Annotated in this window: 13 protein-coding genes; 9 read left to right on the top strand and 4 right to left on the bottom strand. The window is 33.1% G+C overall.

Annotated features, from left to right (window positions below; all coding sequences use genetic code 11):
• Positions 1-47: 47 nt before the first annotated feature.
• Complete coding sequence (locus tag LOS86_RS12260) at positions 48-794, bottom strand: electron transfer flavoprotein subunit beta/FixA family protein (protein WP_231842365.1); 747 nt, start codon at positions 792-794, stop codon at positions 48-50.
• Between the two features lie 272 nt (positions 795-1,066).
• Between LOS86_RS12260 and LOS86_RS12255 the strand changes: the two genes are divergently transcribed.
• The 8 genes from LOS86_RS12255 to LOS86_RS12220 all read left to right on the top strand — a co-directional run bounded on the left by LOS86_RS12255 (position 1,067) and on the right by LOS86_RS12220 (position 14,493).
• On the top strand, positions 1,067-2,044 hold the full coding sequence (locus LOS86_RS12255) for a pyruvate dehydrogenase complex E1 component subunit beta (RefSeq protein ID WP_231835995.1): 978 nt from the start codon (positions 1,067-1,069) through the stop codon (positions 2,042-2,044).
• 61 nt (positions 2,045-2,105) lie between these two features.
• On the top strand, positions 2,106-4,589 hold the full coding sequence (locus LOS86_RS12250) for a DUF5686 and carboxypeptidase-like regulatory domain-containing protein (protein ID WP_231842364.1): 2,484 nt from the start codon (positions 2,106-2,108) through the stop codon (positions 4,587-4,589).
• Positions 4,590-4,667: 78 nt separating this feature from the next.
• Positions 4,668-5,198, top strand: coding sequence for an inorganic diphosphatase (locus LOS86_RS12245; protein ID WP_231842363.1), 531 nt, complete (start codon positions 4,668-4,670; stop codon positions 5,196-5,198).
• Between the two features lie 112 nt (positions 5,199-5,310).
• Entirely contained in the window at positions 5,311-7,896 is a 2,586-nt protein-coding gene (locus LOS86_RS12240; RefSeq protein WP_231842362.1) for a sodium-translocating pyrophosphatase, read from the top strand.
• 81 nt (positions 7,897-7,977) lie between these two features.
• On the top strand, positions 7,978-10,239 hold the full coding sequence (locus tag LOS86_RS12235) for a glycoside hydrolase family 20 protein (protein WP_231842361.1): 2,262 nt from the start codon (positions 7,978-7,980) through the stop codon (positions 10,237-10,239).
• A complete protein-coding gene (locus LOS86_RS12230; protein WP_231842360.1) occupies positions 10,239-11,237 on the top strand; it encodes an isoaspartyl peptidase/L-asparaginase in 999 nt (332 codons plus the stop codon). The genes LOS86_RS12235 and LOS86_RS12230 overlap by 1 nt, the downstream gene beginning before the upstream one ends.
• 81 nt (positions 11,238-11,318) lie before the next feature.
• Positions 11,319-11,999, top strand: coding sequence for a copper homeostasis protein CutC (locus LOS86_RS12225; protein WP_231842359.1), 681 nt, complete (start codon positions 11,319-11,321; stop codon positions 11,997-11,999).
• A gap of 94 nt (positions 12,000-12,093) precedes the next feature.
• Positions 12,094-14,493 carry a beta-mannosidase gene (locus tag LOS86_RS12220; protein ID WP_231842358.1) on the top strand — a complete coding sequence of 800 codons (2,400 nt, stop codon included), beginning with the start codon at positions 12,094-12,096 and terminating at the stop codon, positions 14,491-14,493.
• Positions 14,494-14,531: 38 nt separating this feature from the next.
• On the opposite strand, the gene LOS86_RS12215 is transcribed toward LOS86_RS12220, so the two are convergent.
• From LOS86_RS12215 to LOS86_RS12205, 3 genes are read right to left on the bottom strand one after another with little or no spacing between them, the layout of a single operon-like run.
• On the bottom strand, positions 14,532-15,122 hold the full coding sequence (locus LOS86_RS12215; RefSeq protein ID WP_231842357.1) for a carboxymuconolactone decarboxylase family protein: 591 nt from the start codon (positions 15,120-15,122) through the stop codon (positions 14,532-14,534).
• Between the two features lie 9 nt (positions 15,123-15,131).
• Positions 15,132-15,746, bottom strand: a complete 615-nt coding sequence (locus LOS86_RS12210) for a deoxynucleoside kinase (RefSeq protein ID WP_231835999.1) — start codon at positions 15,744-15,746, stop codon at positions 15,132-15,134.
• On the bottom strand, positions 15,746-16,543 hold the full coding sequence (locus LOS86_RS12205) for a hypothetical protein (RefSeq protein ID WP_231842356.1): 798 nt from the start codon (positions 16,541-16,543) through the stop codon (positions 15,746-15,748). The genes LOS86_RS12210 and LOS86_RS12205 overlap by 1 nt, the downstream gene beginning before the upstream one ends.
• Positions 16,544-16,664: 121 nt before the next feature.
• Between LOS86_RS12205 and LOS86_RS12200 the strand changes: the two genes are divergently transcribed.
• The gene (locus LOS86_RS12200; RefSeq protein WP_231842355.1) at positions 16,665-17,567 is read left to right on the top strand and encodes a GLPGLI family protein; all 903 of its coding nucleotides are present in this window, start codon (positions 16,665-16,667) and stop codon (positions 17,565-17,567) included.
• The last annotated feature ends 8 nt before the right edge of the window (positions 17,568-17,575 follow it).

Raw genomic sequence — 17,575 nt, 5'->3', positions numbered from 1 at the left:
TTTGATTTATGAAGTTTTCTGTAATCATAAATCTGTGTTCAAAAATCTTAAATTACTTTTGCTTCGTTATGTAATAAGTTAATTAATTCATCCAAATTATCAGCACTTACTAATTTTACTGCTGATTTAGCAGCTGGTTTTTCAAATTTCACTGCTTTGGTTGCAGAAGCGTCTCCTGTTGGTTCTACTAAAGTTAAAGCTTTAGTTCTTGCCATCATGATACCTCTCATGTTTGGAATACGTAAATCTTTTTCTTCTACTAAACCTTTTTGACCACCAATAATTAAAGGTAAACCTGCAGAAACGATTTCTTTTCCACCGTCGATTTCTCTTGTTACTTTAGCTTCATTTCCGTTTACATCAATACCCACACAAGCGTTTACGAAATTGTAACCTAACATAGCAGCCATCATTCCAGGAACCATTCCACCATTGTAATCTAATGATTCTTTACCAGCAATGATTAAATCGTAACCTCCATTTTTAACAACTTCCGCTAATTGTTTAGCAACAAACATTCCGTCTGTAGGATTCGCGTTGATACGAATTGCTTCATCTGCTCCAATAGCTAATGCTTTTCTTAAAGTTGCCTCAGCGTCAGCTCCACCAACGTTTACAACTGTAACATTTGCTCCTTGTTGCTCTTTGAACCAAATGGCTCTTGTTAAACCAAATTCATCATTAGGATTAATCACAAATTGAACACCATTTGTGTCAAATTCACTGTCACCATTGACAAAATTAATCTTTGAAGTAGTATCAGGTACGTGACTGATGCAAACTAATATTTTCATTATTTATATATTTTGTTAGTGAATATTTCAGTCCCAAAAATACAAAATAATTTCTAAAATAAAACTATGCATGCATAATAAATATGATTTTCTTATATAATTTATGTTTTTTTTAAAAAAAGTTTAATTATAAAGAGTTTTTTTAGGGTTTGATTGAATATTTTTAACTCTAAAACGTTTTAGTAGAAAGTAATACCATTTTTTTTAATTAGGAATTAGAATAATTTAATTTTTCTTACTTTTGCCAATCATAATTCAAAGAAATTAATTTCATGAGAACGATACAATTTAGAGAAGCAGTATGTGAGGCGATGAGCGAAGAAATGCGTCGCGATGAATCAATTTATTTAATTGGGGAAGAAGTAGCAGAATACAATGGGGCTTACAAGGCTTCAAAAGGAATGCTTGATGAATTTGGACCAAAACGTGTAATTGATGCTCCTATTGCTGAGTTAGGATTTGCCGGAATTGCCGTAGGTTCGGCTATGAATGGGAATCGTCCAATTGTAGAGTTTATGACATTTAACTTCTCATTAGTTGGAATTGACCAAATAATCAATAACGCAGCAAAAATGCGTCAAATGTCTGGTGGACAGTTCCCAATGCCAATGGTGTTTAGAGGTCCTACAGCTTCTGCAGGTCAGTTAGGTGCTACACATTCTCAAGCTTTTGAAAACTGGTTTGCTAATACTCCTGGTTTAAAAGTAGTTGTACCTTCAACTCCTTACGATGCTAAAGGTTTGTTGAAAGCGGCTATTCGTGATAATGATCCTGTTATTTTTATGGAATCAGAACAAATGTACGGTGATAAAGGTGAAGTTCCAGAAGGAGAATATACAATTCCACTAGGAGTTGCTGATGTTAAAAGAGAAGGTTCTGATGTAACAATCGTTTCTTTTGGAAAAATCATCAAAGAAGCACTTGCTGCAGCTGAAGAATTGGCTAAAGAAGGGATTTCTTGTGAAATTATCGATTTAAGAACAGTTCGTCCTATGGATTATGATGCAATTATTAACTCGGTTAAGAAAACAAATAGATTAGTTGTTTTAGAAGAAGCTTGGCCTTTTGCTTCTGTTGCTTCTGAAATTACTTATATGGTTCAAGAAAGAGCGTTTGATTATTTAGATGCTCCTGTTCAAAGAATTACAACTGCTGATGCTCCAGCACCATATTCACCAACTTTATTAAAAGAATGGTTGCCAAATTCTGAAGATGTTATCAAGGCAGTAAAAAAAGTTATGTATAAATAATAAATAACTTATTATATTTGGAACTTCATCAGTAACTAACTGATGAAGTTTTTTTTTCCCTATGAAGACAAAAATTGTTTTATTTCTTTTATTTCTAAGTTCTATTGTTGTTGCTCAAACAAAAGTAGGAGGAAAGGTTGTGGATGAATTTGGAGAGCCAATCGCATTTGCTAATGTAATTTTTAAGAACTCTAAAGAAGGTGTTATCACAGATGAAAATGGTAATTTTTATTTTGAATCAAAAGAAAATTATTCCACTTTGGTAATCTCATACGTTGGATTTGAAAAAAAAGAAATCTCATTAAAACCGGGTCTGAATAGTGGTTTAAAAATCAAATTAAAATCAGGAACTGAACTAAAAGAAGTGGTAATTTATACTGGAAAAACTTCAAAAAAGAACAATCCAGCTATCGATATATTGCGAAAAATTTGGGAACGTCGTAGGAAAAACGGACTCAAAATGTTCAAACAATATGAATATGATAAGTACGAAAAGGTTGAGTTTGATTTAAATACTATTGATTCTGCCTTTATGAACAGTAAGGTTTTTAAAGGAATGGAATTTGTTTTTGATCAAATTGATACCTCAAGTATTTCAGGAAAAACGTATTTGCCTATTTTCATCAATGAAACGCTAAGTGAAGTTTATGGTGATAACGAGGAAAAAAAGTATAAAGAAATTACAAAAGCTAATAAGAATTCGGGTTTTGGATCTGGTGATGGAGTCAACACTTTTATAAAAGACTTGTATGCTGATTTTGATATTTACGATAATTATCTGAAATTTTTTGATAAAGATTTTGTAAGTCCTCTTTCTAGAACAGGAATCAATGTATACAATTATGTTTTAAATGATAGTATGTTTATTGATAATAAATGGTGTTATAACATTGTTTATTATCCAAGACGAAAAAATGAATTAACATTTAAAGGAGATTTTTGGGTAAACGACACCACTTTTGCTATCAAAAAAATCAATTTAGAAGCAAGTAAAAGCGCTAATATCAACTGGGTTAAGGAAATCTACATAGAGCAAGAATACGAAGTTATGAATGATTCGGTCTTCTTGTTGAAAAGAGATTATATGATGTCTGATTTTAGTTTTTCCAAAAAAGAAGAATCAAAAGGAGTTTATGGTAAAAGAACTACATTGGCTAGAAATCATAAATTCGATATTAAAAAAGAAGATAAATTTTATAAAAAAGAAGTCAATTTTTACGATAACGCTGTATATAATAAATCTGATGCTTTTTGGGAAGAAAATAGATTTGAAGCTTTAAATAAAAATGAAGCAGGAATTTATAAAATGCTCGATACGCTTAAAGAAGTTCCTCGTTTTAAAAGAATTTACAGCCTTGCCTCTATATTAGGAAGTGGATATGTTGAAATTCCAAAACTTAAATTAGATTACGGACCCATATTTTCAACTTTTGGGTATAATGATGTTGAAGGACAACGTATACGTGCTGGTGGAAGAACGTATTTTGGACCAAATGATAAATGGCGAATTCAAGGTTACACTGCTTACGGATTTAAAGATGATCAATTCAAATATGGAATTTCTGGTAGATGGATGGTAAATCCAAACAATCGATTAATTCTTTCCATTGGAAATCGTCGGGATGTAGAACAAATGGGGGTTAGTTTAACTACTTCTAATGATGTTTTAGGTCGTAGTTTTGCGTCTTCTGCATTATTTGCAAGTGGGGTAAATAATCAGTTGACATCGGTTAATTTAACCACATTAGGATTTGAAATTGAGCCATTTAAAAATTTCACATTTCAAACTAATCTAACTTACAGAACATTAAAATCAGCTTCGGGCGAGTTTAGTTTAGATTATTATACCGATTTAACTCAAACGGAAATTAAAAGTGAAGTAAAACAATCTGAAATCAATTTGGTAGCAGAGTTTACACCATACAGAAAAACCGTTGGTTATGGTGTAGATCGATTGGATGTAGATTTCAATTATCCAAGAGTTTTTCTAAGTTATAGTAATGGCTTAAAAGGGGTTTTAGATAGTGATTTTAATTATCAAAAATTACAATTTTATTATCGACAACCAACTTTAATTGGTGGCTTTGGGAGGTTGTTTACCACTTTTGAAACAGGTAAGATTTTCGGAGAGGTGCCGCTAGGTTTGATGGGGATAATTCCTGGAAATCAATCTTGGTTTGTAATTGAAAACACCTATAATTTATTAGATTATTATGATTTTGTGGCTGATGAATATGCATCATTGCATTTAGAACATCATTTTAATGGAAGGTTGTTTTCTAGAATTCCATATTTGCGAAAATTAAACCTACGTGAAATTATAGGAATTAAAGGAGTTTATGGAAGAGTTTCTGAGAAAAATAAAATGCTTAATGCTTCGGGACTAACGTATATAGCTCCAGAAGATATCTATTGGGAATATCATGCTGGCGTAGGGAATATATTTAAAGTATTGCGAGTTGATTTTGCATGGAGAGGGAGCTATTTAGAAATGCCTGATGCTAGAAAATTTGCAGTGAGAGCTTCTTTTGGATTTTATTTTTAAAACTATATTTTTTTTGCAAAACTCTTTTGTTTCTAATGTTTTATAATGGTACCTTTGCACCCGTTTAAAACTATAAAAATGACAGCAGATAAAATTACTACATTTGATGTATTGATTGAGATTCCTAGAGGAAGTAGAAACAAATACGAGTACGATTTTGAATTAAAAAGAATGCGTTTTGACAGAATGTTATTCTCGTCTATGATGTATCCGGCAGATTACGGATTTATTCCTGAAACTTTAGCATTAGATGGAGATCCATTAGATGTTTTAGTTTTAGTAAACGAACCAACATTCCCAGGTTGCGTGATGGAAGTAAAACCAATTGGAGTTTTCCATATGGCAGATGATAAAGGGCCAGATGAAAAAGTAATTTGTGTACCTGTATCAGATCCAATTTGGAACAAATTAAATGATTTAAGCGATGTAAATCCGCACTTAATTAAAGAAATTGAACACTTCTTCCAAGTGTATAAAGATTTAGAGCACAAAAAAGTTGATGTGGAAGGTTGGGGAGATGTTAACGAAGCAAAAGAAATTTTGAGAAAATGTACCAATCGTTTCAATGAACTTGAAAACAAACCAGAAGGATTATTCAGTATTAGATAATCTTCAGGACAAATAAATAAAAGGCAGTATTTTTTAAAAAATATTGCCTTTTTTGTTTTATTTTCTTAATATTACCATAAAATTAACAAACACCAAAACTAAATTATATTTTATGGAATCAATGATGATTTATGTTCCTATAGTCATGGCACTATTAGGATTGGCATTTATGGCTGCCAAACGCGCTTGGGTTCTTAAGCAAGACGCCGGAGATGGAAAAATGAAAGAAATTTCAGATTACATTTACGAAGGGGCTTTAGCTTTTTTAAAGGCAGAATATCGATTATTAGCAGTATTTGTACTTATAGCTAGTGTTGTATTGGCTGGTATTACATTTATACCAGGAGTTAAAACACATTTATTAATAGTTGTAGCTTTCATTTTTGGAGCTATATTTTCTGCTTTAGCAGGAAACATGGGGATGAAAATCGCCACAAAAACAAACGTTAGAACTACGCAAGCAGCTCGTACTAGCTTACCACAAGCTTTAAAAGTTTCTTTTGGTGGTGGAACTGTAATGGGATTAGGAGTTGCAGGTTTGGCTGTTTTAGGTTTAACCGGATTTTTTATCTTGTTTTTCCACATGTTCATGGATGGCGTTTGGACTGATACGGATGGAATGACTGTAGTTCTAGAAACTTTAGCTGGTTTTTCATTAGGAGCTGAATCTATTGCATTGTTTGCTCGTGTAGGTGGTGGTATTTACACTAAAGCTGCTGATGTAGGGGCTGACTTAGTAGGAAAAGTAGAAGCTGGTATTCCAGAAGATGATCCTCGTAATCCTGCAACAATTGCAGATAACGTTGGGGATAACGTTGGTGACGTTGCCGGTATGGGTGCCGATTTATTCGGTTCGTATGTAGCAACAGTTTTAGCGGCAATGGTTTTAGGAAATTACGTAATTAAAGATATGGGTGGTAAAATCGATGATGCTTTCGGCGGAATCGGACCAATTTTATTACCAATGGCAATCGCTGGTTTCGGAATTTTATTCTCTATTATTGGAACCATGTTAGTGAAAATTGCAAGTGATGATGCAAAAGAAGCACAAGTACAAAAAGCATTAAACATTGGGAACTGGGTTTCTATTGTATTAACTTTAATTTCTTGTTATTTCTTGGTTGACTTTATGTTGCCAGAAGTATTAACATTAAACTTCTATGGTGAAGGAGATAAAGAAATCGATTCAATTCGTGTTTTCTATGCAACTATTGTTGGTTTATTCGTAGGTGGAGCAATTTCATCAGTAACAGAATATTACACAGGATTAGGTACAAAACCAGTATTGGCAATCGTACAAAAATCATCAACTGGAGCTGGAACTAACGTAATCGCTGGTTTAGCAACTGGAATGATTTCTACTTTCCCAACAGTTTTATTATTTGGAGGTGCAATTTGGGCTTCTTATGCTTTAGCTGGATTCTACGGTGTTGCTTTGGCTGCATCTGCAATGATGGCTACAACTGCAATGCAATTAGCAATCGACGCATTCGGACCAATTTCTGATAACGCGGGTGGAATCGCTGAGATGAGTGAATTACCAAAAGAAGTTCGTACTCGTACAGATATTTTAGATTCAGTAGGTAACACAACTGCAGCAACTGGAAAAGGTTTTGCAATCGCATCTGCTGCTTTAACTTCGTTAGCTTTATTCGCTGCTTATGTTACTTTCACAGGAATTGACGGAATTAACATCTTCAAAGCGCCTGTATTAGCTATGTTATTTATTGGAGGTATGATTCCAGTAGTGTTCTCTGCTTTAGCAATGAATTCAGTAGGTAAAGCTGCTATGGACATGGTATATGAAGTACGTCGTCAGTTCAAAGAAATTCCAGGAATCATGGAAGGAACCGGGAAACCAGAATATGGTAAATGTGTTGAAATTTCTACAAAAGCCGCTTTACGCGAAATGATGTTACCAGGAATCTTAACGATTGGTTTCCCAATTGCAATTGTATTATTAGGTAAATTAGTTTACGGAGATAATAACCAATTAATCGCTGAAATGTTAGGTGGTTATATGGCTGGAGTTACCGTTTCAGGTGTACTTTGGGCAGTGTTCCAAAACAACGCTGGTGGAGCTTGGGATAACGCTAAAAAATCGTTTGAAGCTGGTGTTGAAATCAATGGAGAAATGACCTATAAAGGTTCTGATGCACACAAAGCAGCGGTAACTGGAGATACTGTTGGAGATCCATTTAAAGATACTTCTGGACCATCGATGAATATCTTAATCAAATTAACATGTTTAATTGGTTTAGTAATCGCTCCAATCTTAGGAGGTCACGGTGCTACAACTGAAAATGGTTCTTGTTGTTCAGGCGATAAAAAAGAAATGGTTTGTACAGATGGAAAATGCGATTTATCTAAATGTGCAACTATGACAAAAGACGAATGTGCAAAAATGTGTGAAGCAAACGGTTGTTCTGAAGAATGTAAAGAAAACTGTATGTCAATGTATGATGAAAACGGAAAATTCATTGGCAAAGAAAAACACGTTCACGGGCCAAATTGCAACCACGGAGATCACCAAGAAATCATCAATATGGACGTAAAAAAAGTTAAAGATGCTGATGGAAAAGTAAAAGCTACAGTAACTTTAACTAAAATGGTTGATGGAAAAGAAATAAAAGAAGAAAAAGTTTTTGAAGGAGACGATTTAGAAGTAGAAGCAAAAATTGCTGAACTAGGAAAATAATCTTTTTCAACACAAATAATGAAAACCGCGCAGCAATGTGCGGTTTTTTTATTTAATTTTAGCCAAACAAACACAACTCCAATGAAATTAAGAATACTGACTTTGTTGTTTTTCTTTTCTATGCACTACGGTATGGCGCAACAAAATCTAAACATAATTCCGAAACCAGAGTCAATTGAAATGCATAAAGGCAGTTTTACTTTGAATAAGGAAACTGTAATACAACCAAATTATAACTTAGTTGAAGCTCAATATCTTCAAAAATCTATAAAAGAACTTACAGGATTAGATTTAAAAATTCAATCTGCGGTAAATAAACCGAATAGAATAGTTTTGGCTCATTCTGAAATTAAAAGGAAAAGTAGTGATGGATATGAATTACTTATTTCTAATAAGAAATTTGCCGCTATTTATGCTAAAACTCCTGAAGGCTTTTTTAATGGTATTCAAACTTTTTTGCAGTTACTTCCGTTAGAAAAAAAAGATAAAATCAGTTTACCTTGTTTATCGATCCAAGACGATTCCAAATTCCAATGGCGCGGCATACACTTGGACGTTTCTCGTCATTTCTTTCCAAAAGAATTCATCAAAAAGTATATCGATTATCTTGCCATGTATAAAATGAATACGTTTCATTGGCATTTAACAGATGATCAAGGTTGGCGTATCGAAATCAAAAAATATCCAAAATTAACCCAAGTTGGTGCTTGGCGGAACGGTTCAATGATTGGACATTACACCGACCAAACTTTTGACGACATTCGCTATGGCGGATTTTACACTCAAGAAGACATCAAAGAAATTGTAGCTTATGCCAAAGAACGCCACATCACCATTGTGCCCGAAATCGAAATGCCTGGACACGCTTTAGCTGCTTTAGCTTCCTATCCTGAATTTTCATGTACGGGCGGACCCTTTGAAGTGGGAAAAACGTGGGGCGTTTTAGAAGATGTTTTTTGTCCAAAAGACGAAACTTTTATGTTTTTAGAAAATATTTTGACTGAAGTTATGGAATTATTTCCTTCCGAATACATTCATATTGGTGGTGATGAATGCCCAAAAGTGCGTTGGAAAAGTTGTCCGCATTGTCAAAAGAGAATCAAAGATGAAAACTTAAAAGACGAACACGAATTGCAAAGTTATTTCATACAACGAATCGAAAAATTTGTCAACAGTAAAGGACGAAAAATAATTGGTTGGGACGAAATTTTAGAAGGCGGATTAGCACCAAATGCAGCCGTAATGAGTTGGCGTGGTACAGAAGGCGGAATCGCAGCAGCCAAACAAAAACATTTCGTAGTGATGTCGCCAGGGTCGCATTGTTATTTCGATCATTATCAAGGCGAACCTAAAAACGAACCGATTGCTTTTGGAGGTTATACCAATGTGGAAAAAGTGTATTCTTTTAATCCAATTCCAAAGGAACTTTCAGAAGAAGAATCGAAATATATTTTAGGTGCTCAAGCCAATCTTTGGACGGAATATATCAACACACCAGAACATGCCGAATATATGCTTTTTCCAAGAATTGCAGCGCTTTCCGAAGTGGTTTGGGGAACATCCAATCCTAATAATTACAAAGAATTCGAAAAACGATTAATTTCACATTTTGAAATCTATGATAAAAAAGGAATCAATTTCAGTAAAGCCATTTTTGAAGTAACTTCAAAGGTACAACCTGCTGAAAACGGAGTAGCTTTCGAATTAAAATCAGCTAATCCAATCGGAATCAAATACACAACCGATGGTTCAGAACCAAATGTGAATTCGATTTCTTACGAAAAACCAATTTTGGTTACTAAAAACCAAACCATAAAAGCGGCTTATTTCGAAAATGGTAAAGCTAAAAGTGCTACTATCGAACAATCGTTTTTTATCACTAAATCAACGGGTAAAAAAATTGAATTGGTACATCAACCGCATGAAAATTATGGAATTGGTGGAAGTTTTACTTTGGTTGATGGTATGAAAGGAAATCCTTCAAAATTTGGTAGAGATTGGTTGGGTTTCTGGGGAAAAGATTTGAATGCGACTATCGATTTAGGGAAAATAGAAACAATCTCAAAAATCAGTATCAATACACTTTCATCAGAAGGAAGTTGGATTTATTATCCTAAAAGCATTAGTGTTTTAGTTTCAAAAGATGGTAAAAATTATATTTCAATTACAATAGTTTCCTCGAAAGAAATTCAAGAAAAGAAAGGAAAAGTTGTAGTTAATTTTGACAAACAAAATGTTCAATTTATAAAAGTCATTGCAGAAAACAACGGAATCATTACAGATGGAAAACCAGGAGCTGGTTCTAAAAGTTGGTTATTTACAGACGAAATAAGTGTAGAATAATGACAAACAGAAGAAATTTTTTAAAAACAACCGCATTAGCAACTGCTGGTGTAGCTTTTCAATCGTTTCAATCGAAATCTGAAGAAAAAGCAATTGAAAACAATTCAGGAAAAGGAACAAGACCAATTGTGCTTTCTACTTGGCGATTCGGAATTGAAGCTAATGAAGCCGCTTGGGAAATTCTCAAAAATAATGGTCGTGCTCTTGATGCAGTAGAAGCTGGTGTAAAAATTCCTGAAGGTGATCCAAATGAAAGAAGTGTAGGTTACGGTGGTCGCCCAGATAGAGATGGTCGCGTAACATTAGATTCGTGCATTATGGATGAATTTTCTAACATTGGTTCGGTAGCGTGTTTGGAACACATCAAACATCCTATTTCCGTTGCAAGAGCTGTAATGGAAAAAACACCTCATGTGATGTTGGTTGGAGAAGGTGCTTTGCAATTTGCCTTATCTCAAGGATTCAAAAAAGAGAATTTGTTAGTTGAAGCTTCCGAAAAAGAATGGAAAGAATGGCTAAAAACAAGTGAGTATTTACCAAAAGCTAATATTGAAAATCACGATACCATCGGAATGATTGCTTTGGATGCGCAAGGCAATTTATCGGGTGCGTGTACTACAAGTGGTATGGCTTTTAAAATGCACGGAAGAGTAGGCGATTCTCCAATTATTGGAGCAGGTTTGTATGTAGATAACGAAATTGGTGCCGCAACCGCAACAGGCCATGGAGAAGAAGTCATCCGAATTACAGGTTGTCATTTGGTGGTGGAATTGATGCGTCAGGGAAAATCACCACAAAAAGCATGTGAAGAAGCGGTAATGCGAATTGTAAAACTGACGCAAAATCGTGGAAAAAATTTAAAAGATATTCAAGTTGGGTTCATTGCATTGAACAAAAAAGGAGAATACGGTTCGTATTGTGTACAAGGCGGATTTAATTATGCTGTTCACGATGCAAGTGGGAATAAATTAATTGACGCGAATTACTTTTTGAAATAATTTTTTGCCACAGAATAATGGATTTTAAGGATTATTTAATCCGTGAGAATTTGTGTAATCCGTGGCTAATATTTGTGACTTATGTTCCAAAATAAAAAAATAGAAATCGCTTGTTTTAATCTTGAATCCGCTCTCATCGCACAAAAAGCTGGAGCGGATAGAGTGGAATTATGTGCAGACATGTTAGTAGGCGGAATAACTCCTGCAATCGAAATAATTCAACTAGCTCGCGAAAATTTGTCAATCGATATTAATGTAATGATTCGCCCTAGAGGTGGAAATTTTGTGTATTCCAATTCTGAATTCGAGCAAATGAAATCGGAAATTGAAATCATCAAAAAGTTAGGAGTCAACGGATTTGTTTTTGGGATTTTAAATGAAGATAAATCAATTAATGTTGATCAAAATAAAGAATTAGTTGAATTTGCAAAACCATTTCCTTGTACGTTTCATCGAGCTTTTGATGAGGTTTTAGATTACGAACAAGCTTTAGAAGATGTTATTTCTTGCGGGTTTTCAACTATTTTAACTTCAGGAACTTTTCCAAATGTGATGGAAGGAAAAGAAGTTTTGAAACAATTGGTTATTCAAGCCAATAATCGAATAGAAATTATGCCCGGTGGTGGATTGCGTTCAACTAATATTTTAGCATTAGACGAAATGGTTAATTCGAATTGGTATCATTCTTCTGCTATTACTGATGGGAGTGAAACAGCTAGTTCAGGTGAAATAATTCAATTAAAGAAAAACTTAAAAATTTAAATGAACTTTCATGCCTTATATGTTTAAAAAAATCTTCGTTTTTATATTCTGTCTAAATAGTTTTTTCATTTTTGGACAAACTTCTTATCGAAATTTGTCAACAGAAAACTGGATATTCTACAAACAAAACGAAGCAAAAAAATATAAAGCAACTATTCCCGGAACAGTTCACACCGATTTGTTTCAAAACCAACTAATTTCTGATCCGTTTTTTGGAGCTAATGAAAAGCAATTACGGTGGATTGAAAATGAAAATTGGGAATATGAAACGTATTTTATGATTTCTGAAGTCGAGCTTAAAAATCAAAATATCGATTTAGAATTTGATGGTTTAGATACTTATGCAACCGTTTTTTTGAACGGAAAAGTTGTATTAGAAGCCAATAATATGTTCCGAAAATGGACCATTTCAGCTAAATCTCATCTAAAAATTGGTGCGAATCATTTAAAAGTAGTTTTTCAGTCAGCGGTTCAAAAAGGAAAAGATGCAGCAGCAAAATTATCGTATACCTTACCAGAAAAGGAACGTGTTTTTGTTCGAAAAGCGCAATATCAATTCGGTTGGGATTGGGGACCACGTTTTGTAACGGCTGGGATTTGGAAAAAAGTACAATTGAAATTTTGGAATTCGGCTAAAATAGAACATGTAAAATATCAACAAAAAGTATTGAATGAATCGGTAGCCAATTTGGATTTTATTTTTACCATTTACGTAGAAAAATCAGGAAAATACCAAATTAAATTAGGTCAAAAACCATTTCCATTTGTGTTGAAAAAAGGACAAAATGTAGTAAAAGTTCCTGTAATGATTCAAAATCCAATTTTATGGTGGTGTAATGGTTTAGGAGTTCCACATCAATATTTGTTTCAATTTACTTTGGAAAAAAACAAAAAGCTAATTGATCAAAATGATTTGAAGATAGGTTTACGAACTATCGAATTAATTCAAGAAAAAGACCACATTGGGAAAAGTTTTTACTTTAAGTTAAACGGAAAATCGGTTTTTATGAAAGGCGCTAACGTGGTTCCGCCTGATAGTTTTTTGCCACGGGTTTCGGACTCCACTTATTTTTCTTTAGTTGAAAATGCTAAAAAAGCGAATATGAACATGCTTCGTGTTTGGGGTGGCGGCGTGTATTTTGATGATGCGTTTTATGAAGCTTGCGATGCTAACGGAATTTTAGTTTGGCAAGATTTTATGTTTGCTTGTTCCATGTATCCGGGTGATGAAAAATTTGTGCAAAATGTAAAGCAAGAAGTGATTGATAATGTAAATCGTTTGCAAAATCATCCAAGCATTGCCATTTGGTGTGGTAATAATGAAAACGACGAAGGTTGGCACAATTGGGGTTGGCAAAAGCAATTCAATTATTCAAAATCGGATTCTAGCCAAATTTGGAACGATTACAAAAAAGTATTTCACGAAATGATTCCGCAAACTTTGGATAGTTTGCTTCCGAAAGAAAAAAATATCTATTGGTCGTCTTCTCCTTCGATAGGTTGGGGAAGAAAAGAAAGTTTATTACAAGGCGATTCGCATTATTGGGGCGTTTGGTGGAGAAAAGAGCCGTTTGAAATTTATGAGAAAAAAGTAGGACGTTTTATGAGCGAATACGGTTTTCAAGGCATGCCCAATTTAGAAACTTTGAAAAAAGTCATGAAAAATGGAGATTTGAATTTTACTTCTGACGCTTTTAAAAATCATCAAAAACACCCAACAGGTTACGAAACAATAAACGAATACATGGCCCGTGATTATGTGATTCCTAAAGACTTTGAAGATTATCTTTATGTTTCCCAATTATTGCAAGCTCGAGGAATGAAAATGGCAATTGAAGCCCATAGAAGAGCAAAACCTAATTGTAAAGGAACCTTATATTGGCAACTAAATGATTGTTGGCCCGTTACTTCTTGGAGTTCGGTAGATTATTATGGAAACTGGAAAGCCTTTCATTATCAAGTAAAAAGAAGTTTTGAAAATCTGATTTTGTCAGTTGAGAAACATAATAGTGATATTTATAAGTTTTTTGTTATCAATGATGGAATGCAAAATTATGCAGGAGAATTAAAAGCGGAAGTTAGAAATTTTCAAGGTCAATTATTATGGGAGAAAAAATCGTATTGTGCTTCAGAGGCTAATTCAAATGTAACGGCAGTCTTATTACCATTTGTGCCTTTAAAGGAAATTGATACGCAAAATTCTTATTTAAAGTTAGCATACATTTCAGATGATAATCATTTTGAAAGTGTTTTCTTTTTTGAAAAACCTAAAGATTTGAAACTTCAAAAACCCAATATTAAAATCAAAAGTATTGATGAATTAACTATTGAAATTTCCTCTGATGTTTTAGCTAAAGATGTTTTTTTATCTTCTGAAATCAATACTTTTTTTGAGGATAATTATTTTGATTTGCTACCAAATGAAAAGCGAATTATCAAATTGTCAAAAGCTGTAAAAGAGATAAAAGTAAAATCGTTATTTGATACTTTATGAAAAAAAATCCTCAAATGAATTTCAGTTGAGGATTTTTTTTATTTATGTTTTCCAACTTCCCAGCCAGTTTTTCCTAAATATTTCTCAGCACTTTCAATAGCTCCATCTTCGACTACAGTTCCCATAGAATCATTCCAGCGGTTCAGATATCCGAATAATGAAATTACGCCAAGCATTTCTACTATATCGCCTTCTGTCCAATACTTGTAAAGTTCTGTTTTAATTGCTTCGTCAACAGCATTAGGAATAACAGATGCTGATAAAGCAAAATGTAAAGCGGCTCTTTCCGCATCAGAAAAAGCAGGATGTGTTTTATATTCCCAAATATTATTTAATTTCTCTTGTTCAGCGCCATATCTTTCTGCGGCTCTGATAGTATGTGCTTGACAATATCTACATCCGGTTGCATTGCTTGTAACCCAGCCAATCATTCTTTTTAAAGCAGATGTTACATTTCCTTTGTTTTCCATTACGGCCATATTCAATTGAATGAAGGCTTTAGAAATTGCAGGACGATGTTGCATGGTTAAAACCGAATTCGGGCAAAAACCAAGTGTTTCGTTGAAAAATTCTGCAAGTTTTTTAGTTTCTTCGTCGTGATCAGGCGGAAGAGGAGTTACTAGTGGCATAGATATTTATTAAAATAATCCGTTTAATTCAGCGTCAATTCGATTGATAATCATTCCTAAATCTTCTGGATTGTTTACAAAATCAATATTATCAACATCAATGATTACTAATTTTCCTTTGTTATAGGTTTGAATCCAAGCTTCGTATCTTTCGTTCAATCGACTTAAATAGTCAATCGAAATCGAATTTTCGTAATCTCTTCCTCTTTTATGAATTTGACTAACTAAATTTGGAATCGAACTTCTTAAATAAATCAACAAATCTGGTGAACCTACTAAACTTTCCATCAATTCGAAAAGTGATGTGTAATTGTTATAATCTCTATTCGACATCAATCCCATTGCATGAAGATTGGGTGCAAAAATATGTGCATCTTCATAAATGGTTCGGTCTTGAATAATGTTTTTACCACTTTCACGTATTTGCAATACTTGACGAAAACGACTGTTCAAGAAATAAATTTGCAAATTAAAACTCCAACGCTCCATTTGATGGTAGAAATCATCTAAATACGGATTATCAACCACATCTTCAAAATGCGGTTCCCATTTAAAATGTTTGGCTAATAATCGGGTTAATGTTGTTTTTCCTGCTCCAATATTTCCTGCTACTGCTATGTGCATTATGGTAAAATTATTTTATAATTAGTAATTTCATTTTGCGTAAAAATAGATAAAATTCCATCTTTAAAGAAAAATTTTGATATGATTTTTTCTTCAATTGCTATTTTACTACTTTTTTTAGTTTTTAAATTATATGAAAATAATTGATTCTCTACGACATATATAGAATGACCATTTTTTGTTAGTTGAACACTATCAAACTTAGGGTGATTTGATATTTTTTCGATGGCTCCAAATATAGAAATACGAAATAAATCTAAATTCGTATCCATCCAATATAAATGGGTGTAATCAGATTCGTAATGTAAAATTGGATTTTCAAGCATAGTAGAAATCCATTTGGTTGTATTGGTATTTACATTGTATAATCCAATTTTTGAAGAAATGCTATCGTATATCCAAATTTGGTTTTGTGAAGACAATGCAACCGCTTCAATGGTTAGTGGAGTTGTGTGTAAATTAAAATCTATTTTTTTTATTTCATTTAGTTGATTATCAAGAAGGATAACAGTATTAAAATTTTTATAAAAAACGACAATTTGGAGTGGGTTTTGAAAGTCGACATTAGTAATTTTTCCTAAACTTAGGTTGTTATATTGATAGATTGTGCTATCGCTATTTTTTGTAAGAATGTTATTTTTTAAGGTATACAGGTTGTTTTGATTGTCAAAACCTAAAAAGTGATAACAAGAAACTAAAACTTTGTTTAGTTGAGTAGCAAAAATCATTTCTTGAGCTTGTGTAGAAAAGCAAAAGAAATTTATAATTAGTATAAATACTGATTTTTTTATAACCATAATTAAACGTTTTGTTTAAATCAGGGTCTAAGATACTGTATTTGACAGAAAAAATTTCTTGTTTTATGTAACAAAATTCATTTTATTTCGTCTATACTAAAGGTCTAAAATATATAATCGAATGAAAAAATTATTATTTGCATCAATATTACTTATCTCGAGTTTTGTAAACGCCCAAGATTTTCAAGGTGTAGCTGTTTATGAGTCTAAAACGAGTACTTCAGAATTCATGAAAGGTATGAGTGGTAATCGCGAAATTACACCTGAAATGCAAAAGCAAATTGAGGAACGAATGAAAAAAATGTTTGAGAAAACATTTATTCTAAATTTCAATAAAACAGCTTCAATCTACAAAGAAGAAGAAAAATTAGATGCTCCAGGCCAACAAGGAGGTAGAATGATGATGTCTGTAATGGGTGGCGGTGGAACTCATTACAAAAATACTAAAAATCAACAGTTTATTGTAGATAAAGAGTTTTTTGGGAAAGAATTTTTAATTAAAGATTCGCTTCCTAAATACAATTGGGTTTTAGGTAGTGAGTCAAAAATGATTGGAGATTATTTTTGTTTTAAAGCAACTGCAGTAGTGAATGCAAGTGAGTCTGATTTTAGAAATTTTAGATTTAGAAATAGAAATAATGAAAAAGAAGATGATAAAAAATCTGAAACGGTAAAAGATTCTACAAGTGCAAAAAAGACCAACTTTACAGATGATTGGGAGTTGCCAAAAGAGAACACTATTACCGCTTGGTATTGTCCTGAAATTCCAATCAATCAAGGACCTGAGAATTACTGGGGTTTACCTGGTTTAATTTTAGAAGTTAATGATGGTAAGACTGTAATTTTATGTTCGAAATTAGTATTGAATTCTAAAGAAAAAGTAGAAATAAAACCAGCTTCTAAAGGAAAAGAGGTTACCCAACAAGAATATGACGAAATCGTAAAAAAGAAAATTGAAGAAATGCGTGAAATGAATTCTGGACCAGGAGGAGGAAATCGTATGCAATTTAGAATGGGTAGATAAGAAATACA

Source organism: Flavobacterium cyclinae (genome assembly GCF_021172145.1).
GTDB lineage: Bacteria > Bacteroidota > Bacteroidia > Flavobacteriales > Flavobacteriaceae > Flavobacterium > Flavobacterium cyclinae.
This window is presented reverse-complemented; position numbering and strand designations above follow the sequence as displayed.